This is a genomic window from Pseudomonas moraviensis (assembly GCF_900105805.1).
Lineage (GTDB): Bacteria > Pseudomonadota > Gammaproteobacteria > Pseudomonadales > Pseudomonadaceae > Aquipseudomonas > Aquipseudomonas moraviensis_A.
In genome coordinates this window covers 4,608,872-4,623,398 of the sequence record NZ_LT629788.1, presented here as the reverse complement: position 1 = coordinate 4,623,398, position 14,527 = coordinate 4,608,872, and the positions used below count along the sequence as shown (strand labels likewise).

Annotated in this window: 11 protein-coding genes; 8 read left to right on the top strand and 3 right to left on the bottom strand. The window is 62.4% G+C overall.

Annotation, left to right across the window (positions count from 1 at the left end; translation table 11 throughout):
- The first annotated feature begins 25 nt into the window (after positions 1 to 25).
- The 8 genes from pepP to gcvP all read left to right on the top strand — a co-directional run bounded on the left by pepP (position 26) and on the right by gcvP (position 11,748).
- The gene (pepP, locus tag BLU71_RS20725) at positions 26 to 1,360 is read left to right on the top strand and encodes a Xaa-Pro aminopeptidase (protein ID WP_065616332.1); all 1,335 of its coding nucleotides are present in this window, start codon (positions 26 to 28) and stop codon (positions 1,358 to 1,360) included.
- Positions 1,357 to 2,544: a 2-octaprenyl-6-methoxyphenyl hydroxylase gene (ubiH, locus tag BLU71_RS20720; protein WP_083353793.1), complete on the top strand. Its 1,188-nt coding sequence runs from the start codon at positions 1,357 to 1,359 to the stop codon at positions 2,542 to 2,544. Before pepP ends, ubiH begins: the two co-directional genes overlap by 4 nt.
- A 109-nt stretch (positions 2,545 to 2,653) precedes the next feature.
- Positions 2,654 to 3,871 (top strand): 2-octaprenyl-3-methyl-6-methoxy-1,4-benzoquinol hydroxylase, encoded by a 1,218-nt coding sequence (locus BLU71_RS20715; protein WP_173867418.1) that lies wholly within the window; start codon positions 2,654 to 2,656, stop codon positions 3,869 to 3,871.
- Between the two features lie 222 nt (positions 3,872 to 4,093).
- Positions 4,094 to 5,098, top strand: coding sequence for an extracellular solute-binding protein (locus BLU71_RS20710; RefSeq protein WP_064364687.1), 1,005 nt, complete (start codon positions 4,094 to 4,096; stop codon positions 5,096 to 5,098).
- A 244-nt stretch (positions 5,099 to 5,342) separates the two neighbouring features.
- Positions 5,343 to 6,959 carry an ABC transporter permease gene (locus tag BLU71_RS20705; protein WP_083353791.1) on the top strand — a complete coding sequence of 539 codons (1,617 nt, stop codon included), beginning with the start codon at positions 5,343 to 5,345 and terminating at the stop codon, positions 6,957 to 6,959.
- Between the two features lie 155 nt (positions 6,960 to 7,114).
- The gene (gene gcvT, locus BLU71_RS20700; RefSeq protein WP_064364689.1) at positions 7,115 to 8,197 is read left to right on the top strand and encodes a glycine cleavage system aminomethyltransferase GcvT; all 1,083 of its coding nucleotides are present in this window, start codon (positions 7,115 to 7,117) and stop codon (positions 8,195 to 8,197) included.
- 47 nt (positions 8,198 to 8,244) lie between these two features.
- The gene (gene gcvH, locus BLU71_RS20695) at positions 8,245 to 8,628 is read left to right on the top strand and encodes a glycine cleavage system protein GcvH (RefSeq protein WP_042607071.1); all 384 of its coding nucleotides are present in this window, start codon (positions 8,245 to 8,247) and stop codon (positions 8,626 to 8,628) included.
- A 246-nt stretch (positions 8,629 to 8,874) separates the two neighbouring features.
- Positions 8,875 to 11,748: an aminomethyl-transferring glycine dehydrogenase gene (gene gcvP / locus BLU71_RS20690; protein ID WP_083353790.1), complete on the top strand. Its 2,874-nt coding sequence runs from the start codon at positions 8,875 to 8,877 to the stop codon at positions 11,746 to 11,748.
- Between the two features lie 176 nt (positions 11,749 to 11,924).
- Here gcvP and BLU71_RS20685 read toward each other — a convergent pair whose 3' ends face one another.
- The 3 genes from BLU71_RS20685 to BLU71_RS20675 all read right to left on the bottom strand — a co-directional run bounded on the left by BLU71_RS20685 (position 11,925) and on the right by BLU71_RS20675 (position 14,527).
- On the bottom strand, positions 11,925 to 12,245 hold the full coding sequence (locus tag BLU71_RS20685; protein WP_172667868.1) for a DUF2388 domain-containing protein: 321 nt from the start codon (positions 12,243 to 12,245) through the stop codon (positions 11,925 to 11,927).
- 66 nt (positions 12,246 to 12,311) lie between these two features.
- A complete protein-coding gene (locus tag BLU71_RS20680) occupies positions 12,312 to 14,096 on the bottom strand; it encodes a GspE/PulE family protein (RefSeq protein ID WP_083353789.1) in 1,785 nt (594 codons plus the stop codon).
- 92 nt (positions 14,097 to 14,188) lie between these two features.
- Positions 14,189 to 14,527 (bottom strand): hypothetical protein, encoded by a 339-nt coding sequence (locus BLU71_RS20675; protein WP_064364692.1) that lies wholly within the window; start codon positions 14,525 to 14,527, stop codon positions 14,189 to 14,191.

Below are 14,527 nucleotides of genomic sequence, written 5' to 3'. Positions count from 1 at the left end.
GCGTGCCAGGGAAAGCCATCTGCCCATGACCCATATCCCCAAAGCGGAATACAGCCGTCGCCGCAAGGCCCTGATGGCGCAGATGGAACCCAACAGCATCGCGATCCTGCCCGCCGCCGCGGTCGCTATTCGCAACCGGGACGTCGAGCACGTCTACCGTCAGGACAGCGACTTCCAGTACCTCAGCGGTTTTCCCGAGCCGCAAGCCGTCATCGTGCTGATGCCCGGGCGCGAGCATGGCGAGTACATCCTGTTCTGCCGTGAACGCAACGCCGAGCGCGAATTGTGGGATGGCTTGCGCGCCGGGCAAGAAGGCGCGATCAGCGAATACGGCGCCGATGATGCGTTTCCGATTACCGACATCGACGACATCCTCCCGGGCCTGATCGAAGGCCGCGACCGGGTCTATTCGGCGATGGGCAGCAACCCGGAATTCGATCGGCACCTGATGGAGTGGATCAACGTGATCCGCTCCAAGGCGCACCTTGGTGCGCAGCCGCCGAATGAATTCGTTGCCCTGGATCATCTGCTGCACGACATGCGCCTGTATAAATCGGCGGCAGAAGTGAAGGTGATGCGCGAAGCCGCGCGGATTTCCGCGCAGGCGCATATCCGCGCGATGCAGGCCAGCCGTCCCGGACTGTATGAATACAGCCTCGAAGCCGAACTGGATTACGAATTCCGCAAGGGCGGGGCGAAGATGCCGGCCTACGGCTCGATCGTCGCCGCCGGACGCAACAGCTGCATCCTGCATTACCAGCAGAATGACGCGCTGCTCAAGGACGGTGATCTGGTGTTGATCGACGCCGGTTGCGAGATCGACTGCTACGCCAGCGACATCACCCGCACCTGGCCGGTCAACGGCAAGTTTTCGCCCGAGCAGAAAGCGATCTACGAATTGGTGCTGGCTTCCCAGGAAGCAGCATTCGCCGAGATCGCCCCGAACAAGCACTGGAACCAAGCGCACGAAGCCACGGTGCGGGTGATCACCACAGGTCTGGTCAAGCTGGGTTTGTTGCAGGGCGAAGTTGACGAGTTGATCGCCAGCGAAGCCTACAAGGCTTTTTATATGCACCGCGCCGGCCACTGGCTGGGCATGGATGTGCATGATGTCGGCGAATACAAGGTCGGCGGCGAATGGCGCGTGCTGGAAGTCGGTATGGCGCTGACCGTGGAACCGGGCATCTACATCGCCCCGGACAATCAGAGCGTGCCGAAGAAATGGCGCGGCATTGGCGTGCGCATCGAGGACGACGTGGTCGTAACGCGATCCGGTTGTGAAATTCTCACCAGCGGTGTGCCAAAAACCGTCGCCGAGATCGAAGCGCTGATGGCACAGGCAAGGACACACGCAGCATGAGTCGAGTCAATCTTGCAATTATCGGTGGCGGTCTGGTCGGCGCCAGTCTGGCGTTGGCCTTGCAGGCCGGAGCCAAGGCGCAAGGCTGGAAAATCGTCCTGATCGAGCCGTTCGCTCCCGGAGACAGCTGGCAGCCGAGCTACGACGCACGCTCTTCGGCGCTGTCGTTCGGCTCGCGGCAGATTTACCAGCGCCTCGGCGTCTGGCAGGAAATCTCCCGCCGCGCCGAGCCGATCAAACAGATTCACGTCTCCGACCGGGGCCGTTTCTCCACCGCGCGTTTGTCGGCGATGGAAGAGGGCGTGCCCGCGCTCGGTTACGTGGTGGAAAATGCCTGGCTCGGCCAGTGCCTGTGGCAGCACCTCGACAAAGACGTGATCACTTGGCGCTGCCCGGCGGAAGTCACGCGCATGGAGCCGTTGGCCGATGGCTATCGCCTGACCCTCAACGATGAAACCACCCTGGAATGCGACCTCGCGGTGCTCGCCGATGGCGGCCGCTCCGGGTTGCGCGAACAGTTGGGCATCAACGTGCGCAAGCGCCCGTACAACCAGAGCGCGCTGATCGCCAACATCACCCCGAGTGAAGCGCACAACGGCATGGCCTTCGAGCGCTTTACCGACGAAGGGCCAATGGCCCTGCTGCCGCTGCCGGACAACCGCTGCGCGCTGGTCTGGACCCGACTGGGCATGGATGCGCAGCGCCTGACCGAGTTGAGCGAGCGCGAATTTCTCAGCGAGCTGCAAGGCGTGTTCGGTTACCGCCTCGGCACCTTGAAACAGGTCGGCGCGCGGCATCTGTATCCGCTGTCACTGATCGAGGCTGAAGAACAGGTGCGTTCGCGCCTGGCTGTGCTCGGTAACGCCGCGCACAGCCTGCATCCGATCGCCGGCCAGGGCTTCAACCTGTCGCTGCGTGACGCCGACGCTCTGGCGACTGCGCTGCTGGCCAGTGACAAGCCGCTGGGCGACTTCGCCACGTTGCAGGCCTACCGCGAGCGGCAGCGCCTCGATCAGGACCTGACCGTGGGCTTCTCCGATCAGGTCACGCGGTTGTTCGGCAGCACCCAGCCGCTGGTGTCGCTGGGGCGCAACCTCGGCCTGCTCGGGCTCGATCTGCTGCCGCCGGCGAAACGCTGGTTCGCCCGTCAGGCGATGGGCTTGGGGACGCGTCCGGATGCTTGAGTGGCTGCCCGGCACTTTCATTTTCAGGATCGCGCCGCCCACTGGCGCGCTCGGTAAAACCCATTACGTGCGGCGCAAGCCGCAAGCGAGACAGGCCTAAAGCATGGAAATGCGCGCAGATCTGCTGATTGTCGGAGCCGGAATGGTCGGCAGCGCCTTGGCGCTGGCGCTACAGGACAGCGGCCTGGAAGTGCTGCTGCTCGATGGCAGTCCGTTGAGCGTGAAGCCGTTCGATGCCGAAGCGGCGTTTGAACCGCGGGTCAGTGCGTTGTCGGCGGCGAGCCAGCGCATCCTCGAACGCCTCGACGTGTGGGATGGCATCGCCCAACGGCGCAGCAGTCCGTACACCGACATGCACGTCTGGGACGGCAGCGGCACCGGGCAGATTCATTTCTCGGCGAGCAGCGTGCATGCCGATGTGCTCGGCCACATCGTTGAAAACCGCGTGGTCCAGGACGCCCTGCTCGAACGTTTGCACAACTGCGATCTGGGCCTGCTCGCCAATGCGCGGCTGGAGCAGATGCGTCGCTCCGGCGATGACTGGCTGCTGACCCTGGCTGACGGCCGCACCCTGCGCGCGCCGCTGGTGATCGCGGCGGATGGCGCCAATTCTGCAGTGCGCCGTCTCACCGGCGTGGCCACTCGCGAGTGGGATTACCTGCATCACGCCATCGTCACCAGCGTGCGCTGCAGCCAGCCGCACCGCAAAACCGCGTGGCAGCGCTTTACCGATCACGGGCCGTTGGCGTTTCTGCCGCTGGAACGCGATGGCCAGCAGGACTGGTGCTCGATCGTCTGGTCGACCACGCCAAGTGAAGCCGAGCGCTTGATGGCTCTGGACGACGCTGGGTTTTGCGCCGAACTGGAGCGAGCCTTTGAGGGACGCCTCGGTGAAGTGATCAGCGCCGATCCGCGTCTGTGCGTGCCGCTGCGTCAGCGCCATGCCAAGCGCTACGTCGCGGAAGGCCTGGCCTTGATCGGTGACGCGGCACATACCATTCACCCATTGGCGGGGCAGGGCGTGAATCTCGGTTTCCTCGATGCAGCGGTACTGGCGCAAGTGTTGCAGCAAGCGCATGAGCGCGGCGAGCGATTGGCGGACGTGAAAGTGCTGAGCCGCTACGAGCGTCGGCGCATGCCGCATAACCTGGCGCTGATGGCGGCGATGGAAGGCTTTGAGCGCTTGTTCCAGGCCGATCCGCTGCCGCTGCGCTGGCTGCGCAATACCGGGCTGAAACTGGTCGAGCAGATGCCCGAGGCCAAGGCGTTGTTTGTGCGCGAGGCGCTGGGGTTGACCGGGGATCTTCCAGCGCTCGCCAAGCCCTGAGATGTGCATTGAATTTAATGGCCTCATCGCGAGCAGGCTCACTCCTACAGGGGAACGCATGCCAATTGTAGGAGTGAGCCTGCTCGCGATGGCGCCAGTCGATTCAACCACAGCATTCGGACTGTGCAACATCTGGTAACGCCTTCACCCAGTGTTCGATTGTGGTGGTAAATGTGAGTCCTTATCATTTGGCCCACATTTTCCGACCGAGAGACCACTCCCATGTTGGCACCCAAGCGTCTTCTGACCGCACTGGCCCTGACCCTGATCGGCAGCACCACTGCCCAGGCTGCCGATGAGGTGGTGGTCTACTCGTCGCGTATCGATGAGCTGATCAAGCCGGTATTCGATGCCTACACCGCCAAGACCGGGGTGAAGATCAAGTTCATTACCGACAAGGAAGCGCCGCTGATGCAGCGCATCAAGGCCGAAGGTGAAAACGCCACCGCCGACCTGCTGCTCACTGTCGATGCCGGCAACCTCTGGCAGGCCGAGCAGATGGGCATTCTGCAGCCGTTCACCTCGAAAACCATCGACACCAACATTCCGCCGCAATATCGCTCCTCCACTCACGCCTGGACCGGCCTGAGCCTGCGCGCCCGGACCATCGCCTATTCCACCGAGCGGGTGAAACCGGGCGAACTGACCACCTACGAAGCGCTGGCCGACAAGAACTGGGAAGGTCGCTTGTGCCTGCGCACGGCGAAGAAGGTCTACAACCAGTCGCTTACCGCGACCATGATCGAAGTCCACGGCGCCGAGAAGACCGAGAAAATCCTCAAGGGCTGGGTCAACAACCTGTCCACTGACGTGTTCTCCGATGACGTTGCGGTGCTGGAAGCGATCAACGCCGGGCAGTGTGACGTCGGCATCGTCAACACTTATTACTACGGTCGCCTGCACAAGCAGAAGCCGGAATTGCCGGTGAAGCTGTTCTGGCCCAATCAGGCCGATCGCGGTGTGCATGTGAATCTTTCGGGCATCGGCCTGACCCTACACGCGCCGCACCCGGAAGCGGCCAAGGCTTTGGTTGAATGGATGACCACGCCTGAGGCGCAGAAGATTTTCGCTGACGTGAACCAGGAGTTCCCGGCCAACCCGGCGGTGGCGCCCTCGGAAGAAGTCGCGGCGTGGGGCAAGTTCGTGGCCGATACCTTGCCGGTCGAGGTCGCGGGCAAACGCCAGGCCGAAGCGATCCGGATGATGGATCGGGCGGGGTGGAATTGAGTCTGTTCCGATAACACCGTTTACTTTAGATCGCTGCCCTCACCCCAGCCCTCTCCCGGGGGGAGAGGGAGCCGATTTGTGTTGGATTCGAACCTGAGTTCGGCTTGCTACCTCAGATCGGCATAATACGTACAAGCGACGCGGTCAGTCCCCTCTCCCTCCGGGAGAGGGCCAGGGTGAGGGCAGCACTCTCAACCTGGAATACGCAATCCAAGACCACGCCAATACCTCCAGAGACCCAAAAGTGGCCCACCCCGCCCAACGCCGCTGGTACCCCATCGTCTTCGCCATCGCTGCGCTGGTGCTGTTGCCGCTGAGCGTGTTGCTGCTGTCGTGGCAGACCATCGATCAGCAGATCTGGTCGCACCTGTGGGAAACCCAGATGCCGCGTCTGCTCGGCAATACCGTGACGCTGATCCTCGGCGTCGGTGTCGGCGTGACGCTGCTCGGCGTCAGCCTGGCCTGGCTGACCAGTCTTTGCGAATTTCCCGGTCGGCGCTGGCTCGACTGGGCGCTGATGCTGCCCTTTGCCATTCCAGCGTATGTACTGGCGTTCGTTTTCGTCGGCCTGCTGGATTTCGCCGGCCCGGTGCAGAGCCTGTTGCGCGAATGGTTCGGCACGGGCCTGCGCCTGCCCCGGGTGCGCTCCACCGGCGGGGTAATTGTAGTGCTGGTGCTGGTGTTTTATCCCTACGTTTACCTGCTGGCGCGCACCGCGTTTCTGGCCCAGGGCAAAGGCTTGATGGAGGCGGCGCGGGTGCTCGGGCAATCGCCGTGGCAGGCGTTCTGGCGGGTCGCGTTGCCGATGGCGCGTCCGGCGATTGGTGCCGGCGTGGCGCTGGCGCTGATGGAAACCCTGGCCGATTTCGGCGCGGTATCGGTGTTCAATTTCGACACCTTCACCACCGCCATCTACAAAACCTGGTACGGCTTCTTCAGCCTGCCCAGCGCCGCGCAATTGGCGAGTCTGTTGCTGTTGGTGGTAATGCTGGTGCTGTACGGCGAACGCCGGGCACGCGGGGCGAACCGGGCAAGTAATGAGCGGCCACGGGTGAAAGCGCTGTATCACCTGCGGGGAATCAAGGCATTCGCGGCGACGGGCTGGTGTGGATTGGTGTTCGCCTGCGCCTTCGTCATTCCGGTGCTGCAACTGATCGTGTGGTTCTGGCAGCGCGGGCGCTTCGATCTGGACGAGCGCTACGCCGGGCTGATCCTGCACACGCTGTATCTGGGCGCGATGGCGGCGCTGATTACCGTCAGCGTTGCGTTGTTGCTGGCGTTCGCCCGGCGTCTGGCGCCGACCCCAACGATAAACTCCGGCGTCGGCCTGGCCAATCTCGGCTACGCGTTGCCCGGTTCGGTGCTGGCGGTGTCGATCATGCTCGCTTTCAGTTATCTGGATCGGGAACTGGTGATTCCGCTCTCCGCGTGGCTCGGCGGTGCCGGCAAACCACTGTTGCTCGGCAGCTTCGCCGCTTTGCTCATGGCTTATCTGGTGCGTTTTATCGCCGTCGCTTACGGGCCGCTGGAAAGCAGTCTGGCGCGTATACGGCCATCTTTGCCCGAAGCAGCACGTAGCCTGGGTGTCAGTGGGCCGCGACTGTTTTTCAAAGTGTATCTGCCGCTGTTGCTGCCCGGCACGCTGAGCGCCGCGTTGCTGGTGTTCGTCGATGTGCTCAAGGAAATGCCCGCGACCCTGCTGATGCGCCCGTTTGGCTGGGACACGCTGGCGGTGCGCATCTTTGAAATGACCAGCGAAGGCGAATGGGCGCGCGCCTCATTGCCGGCATTGACCCTGGTGCTGGTTGGTCTATTGCCAGTGATCGGATTGATTCGACGCTCAGCGCACCGAAACACTTAGTAGTGAGTCCTACATCATGCGGCTACAATGCGCGGCATTCGGTGCGGTTCGTCTGACAGACCCGTGCGCTGGAATCGGCTGCAAGCCTTATCCATCAAGGCTTTCAGCCGTATAGCGGCGGTCCGCACCCTCGCCACGCCCGGAAGGAGAAACCCATGGGACAGCGTACGCCTCTGTATGACCTGCACCTCGCGCTCGGCGCGAAGATGGTCGATTTTGGCGGTTGGGACATGCCACTGCATTACGGCTCGCAGGTCGAGGAGCACCACGAAGTGCGCCGCGATTGCGGGGTGTTCGATGTTTCCCACATGACCGTGATCGATGTCACCGGTGCCCAGGCCAAGGCCTGGCTCCAGCATCTGCTGGCCAATGATGTCGAGCGCCTGCAGCATCCCGGCCGGGCGTTGTACAGCACCATGCTCAACGAGCGTGGCGGCATCGTCGACGACATGATCGTCTACCGCCTCGACGACGCTTACCGGCTGGTGTTCAACGCCTCTACCCGCGATCAGGATCTGGCCTGGATGAACGCCCAGCTCGGCGCTTACGACGTGCAACTGCACGAGCGCTCCGAGCTGGCGATGCTTGCCATCCAGGGCCCGCAGGCCCGGCACAAGATCGCCGAACTGGTGACTCAGTCCCGCGCCACGCTGATCCAGCAACTCAAACCTTTCGAAGGCGCCATCGACGGCGACTGGTTCATCGCGCGCACCGGTTACACCGGCGAGGATGGTCTGGAGATCTGCCTGCCGGCGAATCAGGCGCCGGGTTTTTTCAACGACCTGGTCGGCGCCGGCATTTCGCCGATCGGCCTCGGCGCCCGCGACACCTTGCGCGTCGAGGCCGGGATGAACCTCTACGGTCAGGACATCCACCAGGACGTTTCGCCGCTGGCCTCGAACATGGCCTGGAGCATCGCCTGGGAACCGGCCTCGCGTCAGTTCATCGGCCGCGCGGCGCTGGAGGCGGAAAAAGCCGCCGGCGTGGCGCACAAACTGGTCGGTCTGGTGCTCGAAGAACGCGGGGTTCTGCGCGCTCACCAAGTGGTTCGCATCGCCGATGTTGGCGAAGGGGAGATCACCAGTGGTAGTTTCTCTCCTACGCTGAGCAAATCGATTGCCCTGGCGCGTGTGCCGATGGCAACTGCCGACCGCGCCGAAGTGGAAATCCGTGGCAAGTGGTACCCGGTACGAGTGGTCAAACCGACCTTCGTACGCCATGGCAAAACCTTGATCTAACCTTTTCTGGCGGGCATGACCGCTGACCAATTTCCGAGGAACCGAAGATGAGCGATATCCCTGCCGAACTGCGTTTTGCCGAAAGTCATGAATGGGCGCGTCTGGAAGCTGACGGCACCGTCACCGTGGGCATCAGCGATCACGCGCAGGAAGCGCTGGGCGACGTGGTGTTCGTCGAGCTGACCGAAGTCGGCAAGGTGTTCGCCGCCGGTGACCAATCCGGCGTGGTCGAGTCGGTAAAAGCCGCCTCCGACATCTACGCCCCGGTCAGCGGCGAAGTCATCGCGATCAACGAAGAGCTGAGTGGCTCGCCCGAGCTGCTGAACTCCGACCCGTACGGCGCGTGGATCTTCAAGCTCAAGCCAAGCGACAAGGCCGAGCTGGACAAGCTGCTGGATGCGGCGGCTTACAAGGCTGCCATCGGCGAGTAACCTGCCGGCATGACCCAAAGCCCCGATTCGTCGGGGCTTTTTTATGTCCGATACAAATCCACTGTAGGAGTGAGCCTGCTCGCGATAGCGGTCTGTCAGTTCATTTTCGGTGGCTGACCCACCGCTATCGCGAGCAGGCTCACTCCTACAAGGGGATGCGGTGTCCAGAAAATGGGTTGTCACGCAGGCTGCTATGCTGGTTTGACCGTGTCGATTGACGCCAAGCCCCAGCCAGGAGAGCCCGTCATGCCCCAGTCGCCGTCCCTGAGCCAGTTACGCGATCCCGAAGCCTTTCTGCGCCGTCACCTCGGCCCGGATGCTGCCGAGCAGCAGGCGATGCTCGACAGTCTGGGCCTGGGCAGTCGCGCCGAGCTGATCGAGCAGACCGTGCCGCCGGGCATTCGCTTCAATCGCGCACTGGATCTGCCGCCGGCCCTCGACGAGCAAGCTGCGCTGGCGAAACTGCGCGGTTATGCCGAGCAGAATCAGCTGTTCACCAGCCTGATCGGCATGGGCTACCACGGCACCGTCACGCCAACCGTGATCTTGCGCAACGTGCTGGAAAATCCCGGCTGGTACACCGCGTATACCCCATACCAACCAGAGATCGCCCAAGGCCGGCTCGAGGCGCTGCTGAATTTTCAGCAACTGACCATCGACCTCACTGGCCTGGAGCTGGCCAACGCCTCGCTGCTCGATGAGGCCACCGCAGCCGCCGAAGCCATGGCCCTGGCCAAGCGCGTGGCGAAGTCGAAGAGCAATGTGTTTTTTGTCGATGAAAACTGTCATCCGCAAACCCTCTCCGTGGTGCAGACCCGCGCCGAAGGTTTCGGTTTCGAGCTGATCGTCGACGCGGTGGATAACCTGGCGCAGCACGAGGTATTCGGCGCGTTGCTGCAATACCCCGACACCCACGGCGAAATCCGCGATCTGAAACCGCTGATTGATCACCTGCACGCGCAGCACGCCCTGGCCTGCGTTGCCACCGACTTGCTCAGCCTTTTGGTGCTGACGCCGCCGGGTGAGTTGGGTGCCGATGTGGTGTTTGGTTCGTCCCAGCGTTTTGGCGTGCCAATGGGTTATGGCGGCCCCCACGCGGCGTTCTTCGCCAGCCGCGAGGAATACAAGAGGGCGATTCCGGGGCGGATCATCGGCGTATCGAAGGATGCTCGCGGCAACGTCGCGCTGCGCATGGCCCTGCAAACCCGTGAGCAACATATCCGCCGCGAGAAGGCTAACTCGAACATCTGCACGGCACAGGTGCTGCTGGCGAATATCGCCAGTTGCTATGCGGTGTATCACGGCCCCGAGGGCTTGAAGCGTATCGCCCAGCGCGTGCATCGTCTGACCTGCATCCTCGCGGCTGGACTTGAGCGCAACGGCATCAAACGGCTCAACGCCCAGTTCTTCGACACGCTGACTCTGGAAGTCGGCGGCGCACAAACGGCGATCATCGAAAGCGCTCAGGCAGCGCAGATCAACCTGCGCATTCTCGGTCGCGGCCGCGTCGGTCTGAGTCTGGACGAGACCTGTGATGAACACACCGTGGCGAAACTGTTCGATGTGCTGCTCGGTGCCGATCATGGCTTGAGCGTCGACGCGCTGGATGCCGAAGACATCGCCTCGGGAATTCCAAGTGAGCTACAGCGCAGCACGCCGTACCTGCGCCATCCAGTATTCAATGCGCACCACAGCGAAACCGAGATGCTGCGTTACCTCAAACAACTGGAAAACAAGGATCTGGCGCTCAACCAGTCGATGATTCCCCTCGGCTCCTGCACGATGAAACTCAACGCCACCAGCGAGATGATCCCGATCACCTGGCCGCAGTTCGCCAATCTGCATCCGTTCGTGCCGAGAGAGCAGGCCGCCGGTTACACGCTGATGATCGAAGAGCTCGAGCGTTGGCTGTGTGCAATTACCGGTTTCGATGCGATCTGCATGCAGCCCAACTCCGGCGCCCAAGGCGAGTACGCAGGCTTGCTGGCAATTCGCAAATATCACGAGAGCCGGCGCGAGGGCGCGCGGGAGATCTGCCTGATTCCGTCGTCGGCCCACGGCACCAATCCGGCTTCGGCGCAGATGGCCGGGATGCGCGTGGTCATTGTCGAGTGCGATGAGGCGGGCAACGTTGATCTGGACGACTTGAAGCTGAAAGCCGCCGAGGCCGGGAACAAGTTGTCGTGTCTGATGGCGACCTATCCATCGACCCATGGCGTGTACGAGGAAGGCATCAGCGAAATCTGCGCAGTGATTCACCAGCACGGCGGCCAGGTGTACATGGATGGCGCCAATCTCAATGCCCAGGTTGGTCTCGCCCGTCCAGCGGACATCGGCGCCGACGTGTCACACATGAACCTGCACAAGACCTTCTGCATACCCCATGGCGGCGGCGGGCCGGGCATGGGCCCGATCGGCGTTCGCGCGCATCTGGCGCCGTTCGTGGCCAACCACCCGGTGGTGCCGATTGACGGGCCACTGGCGCAGAACGGCGCAGTCAGCGCAGCACCGTGGGGCAGTGCGAGCATTTTGCCGATCAGTTGGATGTACATCGCCATGATGGGTCCGCAACTGGCGGATGCCAGCGAGGTGGCGATTCTGGCGGCGAACTATCTGGCGCAGCATCTATCCGGCGCGTTTCCGGTGCTCTACACCGGGCGCAATGGCCGCGTGGCGCATGAATGCATTCTTGATCTGCGACCACTGAAGGCGCAGACCGGCATCAGTGAGGAAGACGTGGCCAAGCGTCTGATGGATTACGGTTTCCACGCGCCGACCATGTCTTTTCCGGTGCCCGGGACGCTAATGGTCGAGCCGACCGAGAGCGAATCCAAGGCGGAACTCGACCGGTTCATCGCGGCGATGCTGAGCATTCGCGCCGAGATCAACGAGGTGCAGAAGGGCAACTGGTCGGCCGAAGACAACCCGCTCAAACGTGCGCCGCATACTCTGGCCGATGTCACTGGAATCTGGGAGCGGCCCTACAGCCTCGAACAGGCCATCACCCCGGATGCGCACACCCGAGCCCACAAGTACTGGCCGGCAGTGAATCGGGTGGATAACGTTTACGGCGATCGCAATCTGTATTGCGCCTGTGTGCCGGTGGATGATTATCGCTGATACATAGGTGTACACAGTTCCCCTGTAGGAGTGAGCCTGCTCGCGATAGCGGTGAATCAGTCACCGGAGAATTTGCCTGATACACCGCTATCGCGAGCAGGCTCACTCCTACAAGGGATTGTGGTGGAGCTGAAATCCGGGCAAAAAAATGCCGCTCGATCGAGCGGCACTTTTTGTTACTCGGAAGCCACGGCGTTCTTCGCCAGAATCGCGTTCGCCAGTTCCATGTCCGAGGCCTGCAGGCCCGGGTTGTCAGCACGGACTTTCTGCATCGCTGCTTCCAGGTACGGGCCACGGATGCCGCCGTCGCTGGCGACGAAGCTGCCGGCATCGTCCTGGGCGGCGACGATCAGCTTGTGATCCTTGAACGTCAGGTAGGTCGAACCGGTGGTGGCGCCGGAGGAGATGACGTTACGCCAAAAGCTGTCCGCCATGGCCGAACCAACGGGAAGCGACAGCAGGGCCAAGGTGGCGACAGCAAGTTTGAGACGCATGATGGGGTGACTCCTGGGGATTGACTACGGCGTTGGATCGGCGATCCATCGATCCAGTTCCGTGGCGACTTATTTCAACTCACTTTGTGGCGTCACCCGCAGCACTTCCTCCACCGTGGTCAGGCCCGCCGCGACCTTCTGCGCGCCGGACAGGCGCAGGCTGCGCATGCCTTCCTTGAAGGCCTGGCGCCGAATCGCGGTGAGGTCGGTGTCCGGGGTGATCAGCGCTTTCAGGCTGTCGCTCAGTTGCATGATTTCGTAGACCCCGGCGCGGCCGCGATAGCCGGTGTCGCGGCATTCCAGGCAACCGATCGCCCGTTGCGCATGGCTCGGCAGCGGCGCCTGCCATGGCCGGGTCAGGGTTTGCCAATCTTCCTCTTCGAGCGTCAGCGGCGCCTTGCAGTGCGGGCACAACGTGCGCACCAGACGCTGGGCCATGACCCCCAGCACGGTCGCCTTGATCAGGTAATGCGGCACGCCGAGTTCGAGCAAACGGCTGATGGCGCTTGGCGCATCGTTGGTGTGCAGGGTGGACAAGACCAGGTGCCCGGTTAGCGCGGCCTGAATCGCCATTTCCGCGGTTTCCAGATCGCGGATCTCGCCGATCATGATGATGTCCGGGTCCTGTCGCATCAGCGCGCGCACCCCGGCGGCGAAGCTCAGTTCGATGTTGTGCTGCACCTGCATCTGATTGAAGGCCGGCTCGACCATTTCGATCGGGTCTTCGATGGTGCAGAGGTTGACCTCCGGCGTCGCCAGTTTTTTCAGCGTGGTGTAGAGGGTGGTGGTCTTGCCCGAACCGGTCGGCCCGGTGACCAGAATGATGCCGTTGGGCTGGCGGGTCATGTCCTGCCAGCGCCGCAGGTCGTCGGCGCTGAAACCCAACTGGTCGAAATTCTTCAGCAGCACTTCCGGATCGAAAATCCGCATGACCATTTTTTCGCCGAACGCCGTCGGCAGGGTCGACAGACGCAATTCCACTTCGCCGCCATCCGGGGTCTTGGTCTTGACCCGGCCATCCTGGGGTTTGCGCTTTTCCGCGACGTTCATGCGACCGAGGCTTTTCAGGCGACTGACAATTGCCATGGTCACCTGCGGCGGGAATTGATAGACGTTGTGCAGCACGCCGTCGATGCGAAAGCGCACGGTGCCATGCTCGCGGCGCGGTTCGATGTGGATATCGCTGGCACGCTGCTGGAAGGCGTACTGGAACAGCCAGTCGACGATGTTGACGATGTGTGCGTCGTTGGCGTCCGGCTCCTGATCGCTGGCGCCGAGATTGAGCAGTTGTTCGAAGTTGCCGAGATTGCCGCCCTGCGCGTCGGCATTGCTGGCGCCGCTGACCGATTTGGCCAGACGAAAGAACTCGACGCTGAAGCGCTGGATATCCACCGGGTTGGCCACGACCCGTTTGATCGGCAACTTCAATACGTGGGTCAGATCGGCTTCCCATCCGTTGACGTAAGGCTGGGCGCTGGCCACGGTCACCGCATCACGGTCCACGGCGACGGCGAGAATCCTGTGCCGTTGCGCGAAGGCATAGGACATCAGCGGTGTGATCGCTGCGACGTTGATTTTCAACGGATCGATGCGCAAGTACGGCTGGCCGGCCTGTTGCGCCAGCCACAGGGTCAGGCTTTCCAGATCCAGATATTTGCCTGGCCGGCTGAGGTCGTCGAGTTGTTGGCTGGCGATGAACTCCAGCGGATGCATCTGCCCGTGAGCAGCATGGCGACGGCGGGCATTGAGCGCCTGTTCCGCCGCGTCCTGGCAGATGAAGCCTTGGGCGACCAGTTCACGCAGTACATCGTTGAGGTCCAGCCAGCGGTCCTGAGTGACAAATTGAACGGACATGTGGCTTTCCTTTTTAAGCGTCATGCCCAAAAGGATAGTCGTGGCGCTGCTGACCGTTGGGCCACTACCCGACGAAGCCGTTGCCGGATCTGTCAGCCGGCGGCTTGCACGGGCGCCTGCCATGCCGCGTCGACGTTGTGCAGATCCACCGAGCAGACGCTGATCAGGTTGCGCAGTTTTTCCGCGATCACCTGCGCGCGATGCCAGCTCAGGCCGCTCATCAGCAGATCGATCGACAGCAGATCGTCCTGGCGCTGCACGTTGACCTGCTCCGGCGTCAGGAACTGCAAGGCGAACAGATTCAATACCCGCACCAGCAGATCGGGCTCGGCCTCGGCGAGGATTTGGTATTGCGCCAGGCAGTGCGCGTTACTGATGTTCCAGACATCGGCGCGGGTGGCGGGGCTGTTCACGGCTTCAAGGTGCGGCAT

Bases quoted from the DNA above. Each gene is read 5' to 3' on its own strand.
- pepP (WP_065616332.1), top strand. From the start codon at position 26: ATGACCCATATCCCCAAAGCGGAATACAGCCGTCGCCGCAAGGCCCTG.
- ubiH (WP_083353793.1), top strand. From the start codon at position 1,357: ATGAGTCGAGTCAATCTTGCAATTATCGGTGGCGGTCTGGTCGGCGCC.
- BLU71_RS20715 (WP_173867418.1), top strand. From the start codon at position 2,654: ATGCGCGCAGATCTGCTGATTGTCGGAGCCGGAATGGTCGGCAGCGCC.
- BLU71_RS20710 (WP_064364687.1), top strand. From the start codon at position 4,094: ATGTTGGCACCCAAGCGTCTTCTGACCGCACTGGCCCTGACCCTGATC.
- gcvT (WP_064364689.1), top strand. From the start codon at position 7,115: ATGGGACAGCGTACGCCTCTGTATGACCTGCACCTCGCGCTCGGCGCG.
- gcvH (WP_042607071.1), top strand. From the start codon at position 8,245: ATGAGCGATATCCCTGCCGAACTGCGTTTTGCCGAAAGTCATGAATGG.
- gcvP (WP_083353790.1), top strand. From the start codon at position 8,875: ATGCCCCAGTCGCCGTCCCTGAGCCAGTTACGCGATCCCGAAGCCTTT.
- BLU71_RS20680 (WP_083353789.1), bottom strand. From the start codon at position 14,096: ATGTCCGTTCAATTTGTCACTCAGGACCGCTGGCTGGACCTCAACGAT.
- BLU71_RS20675 (WP_064364692.1), bottom strand. From the start codon at position 14,527: ATGCCGCACCTTGAAGCCGTGAACAGCCCCGCCACCCGCGCCGATGTC.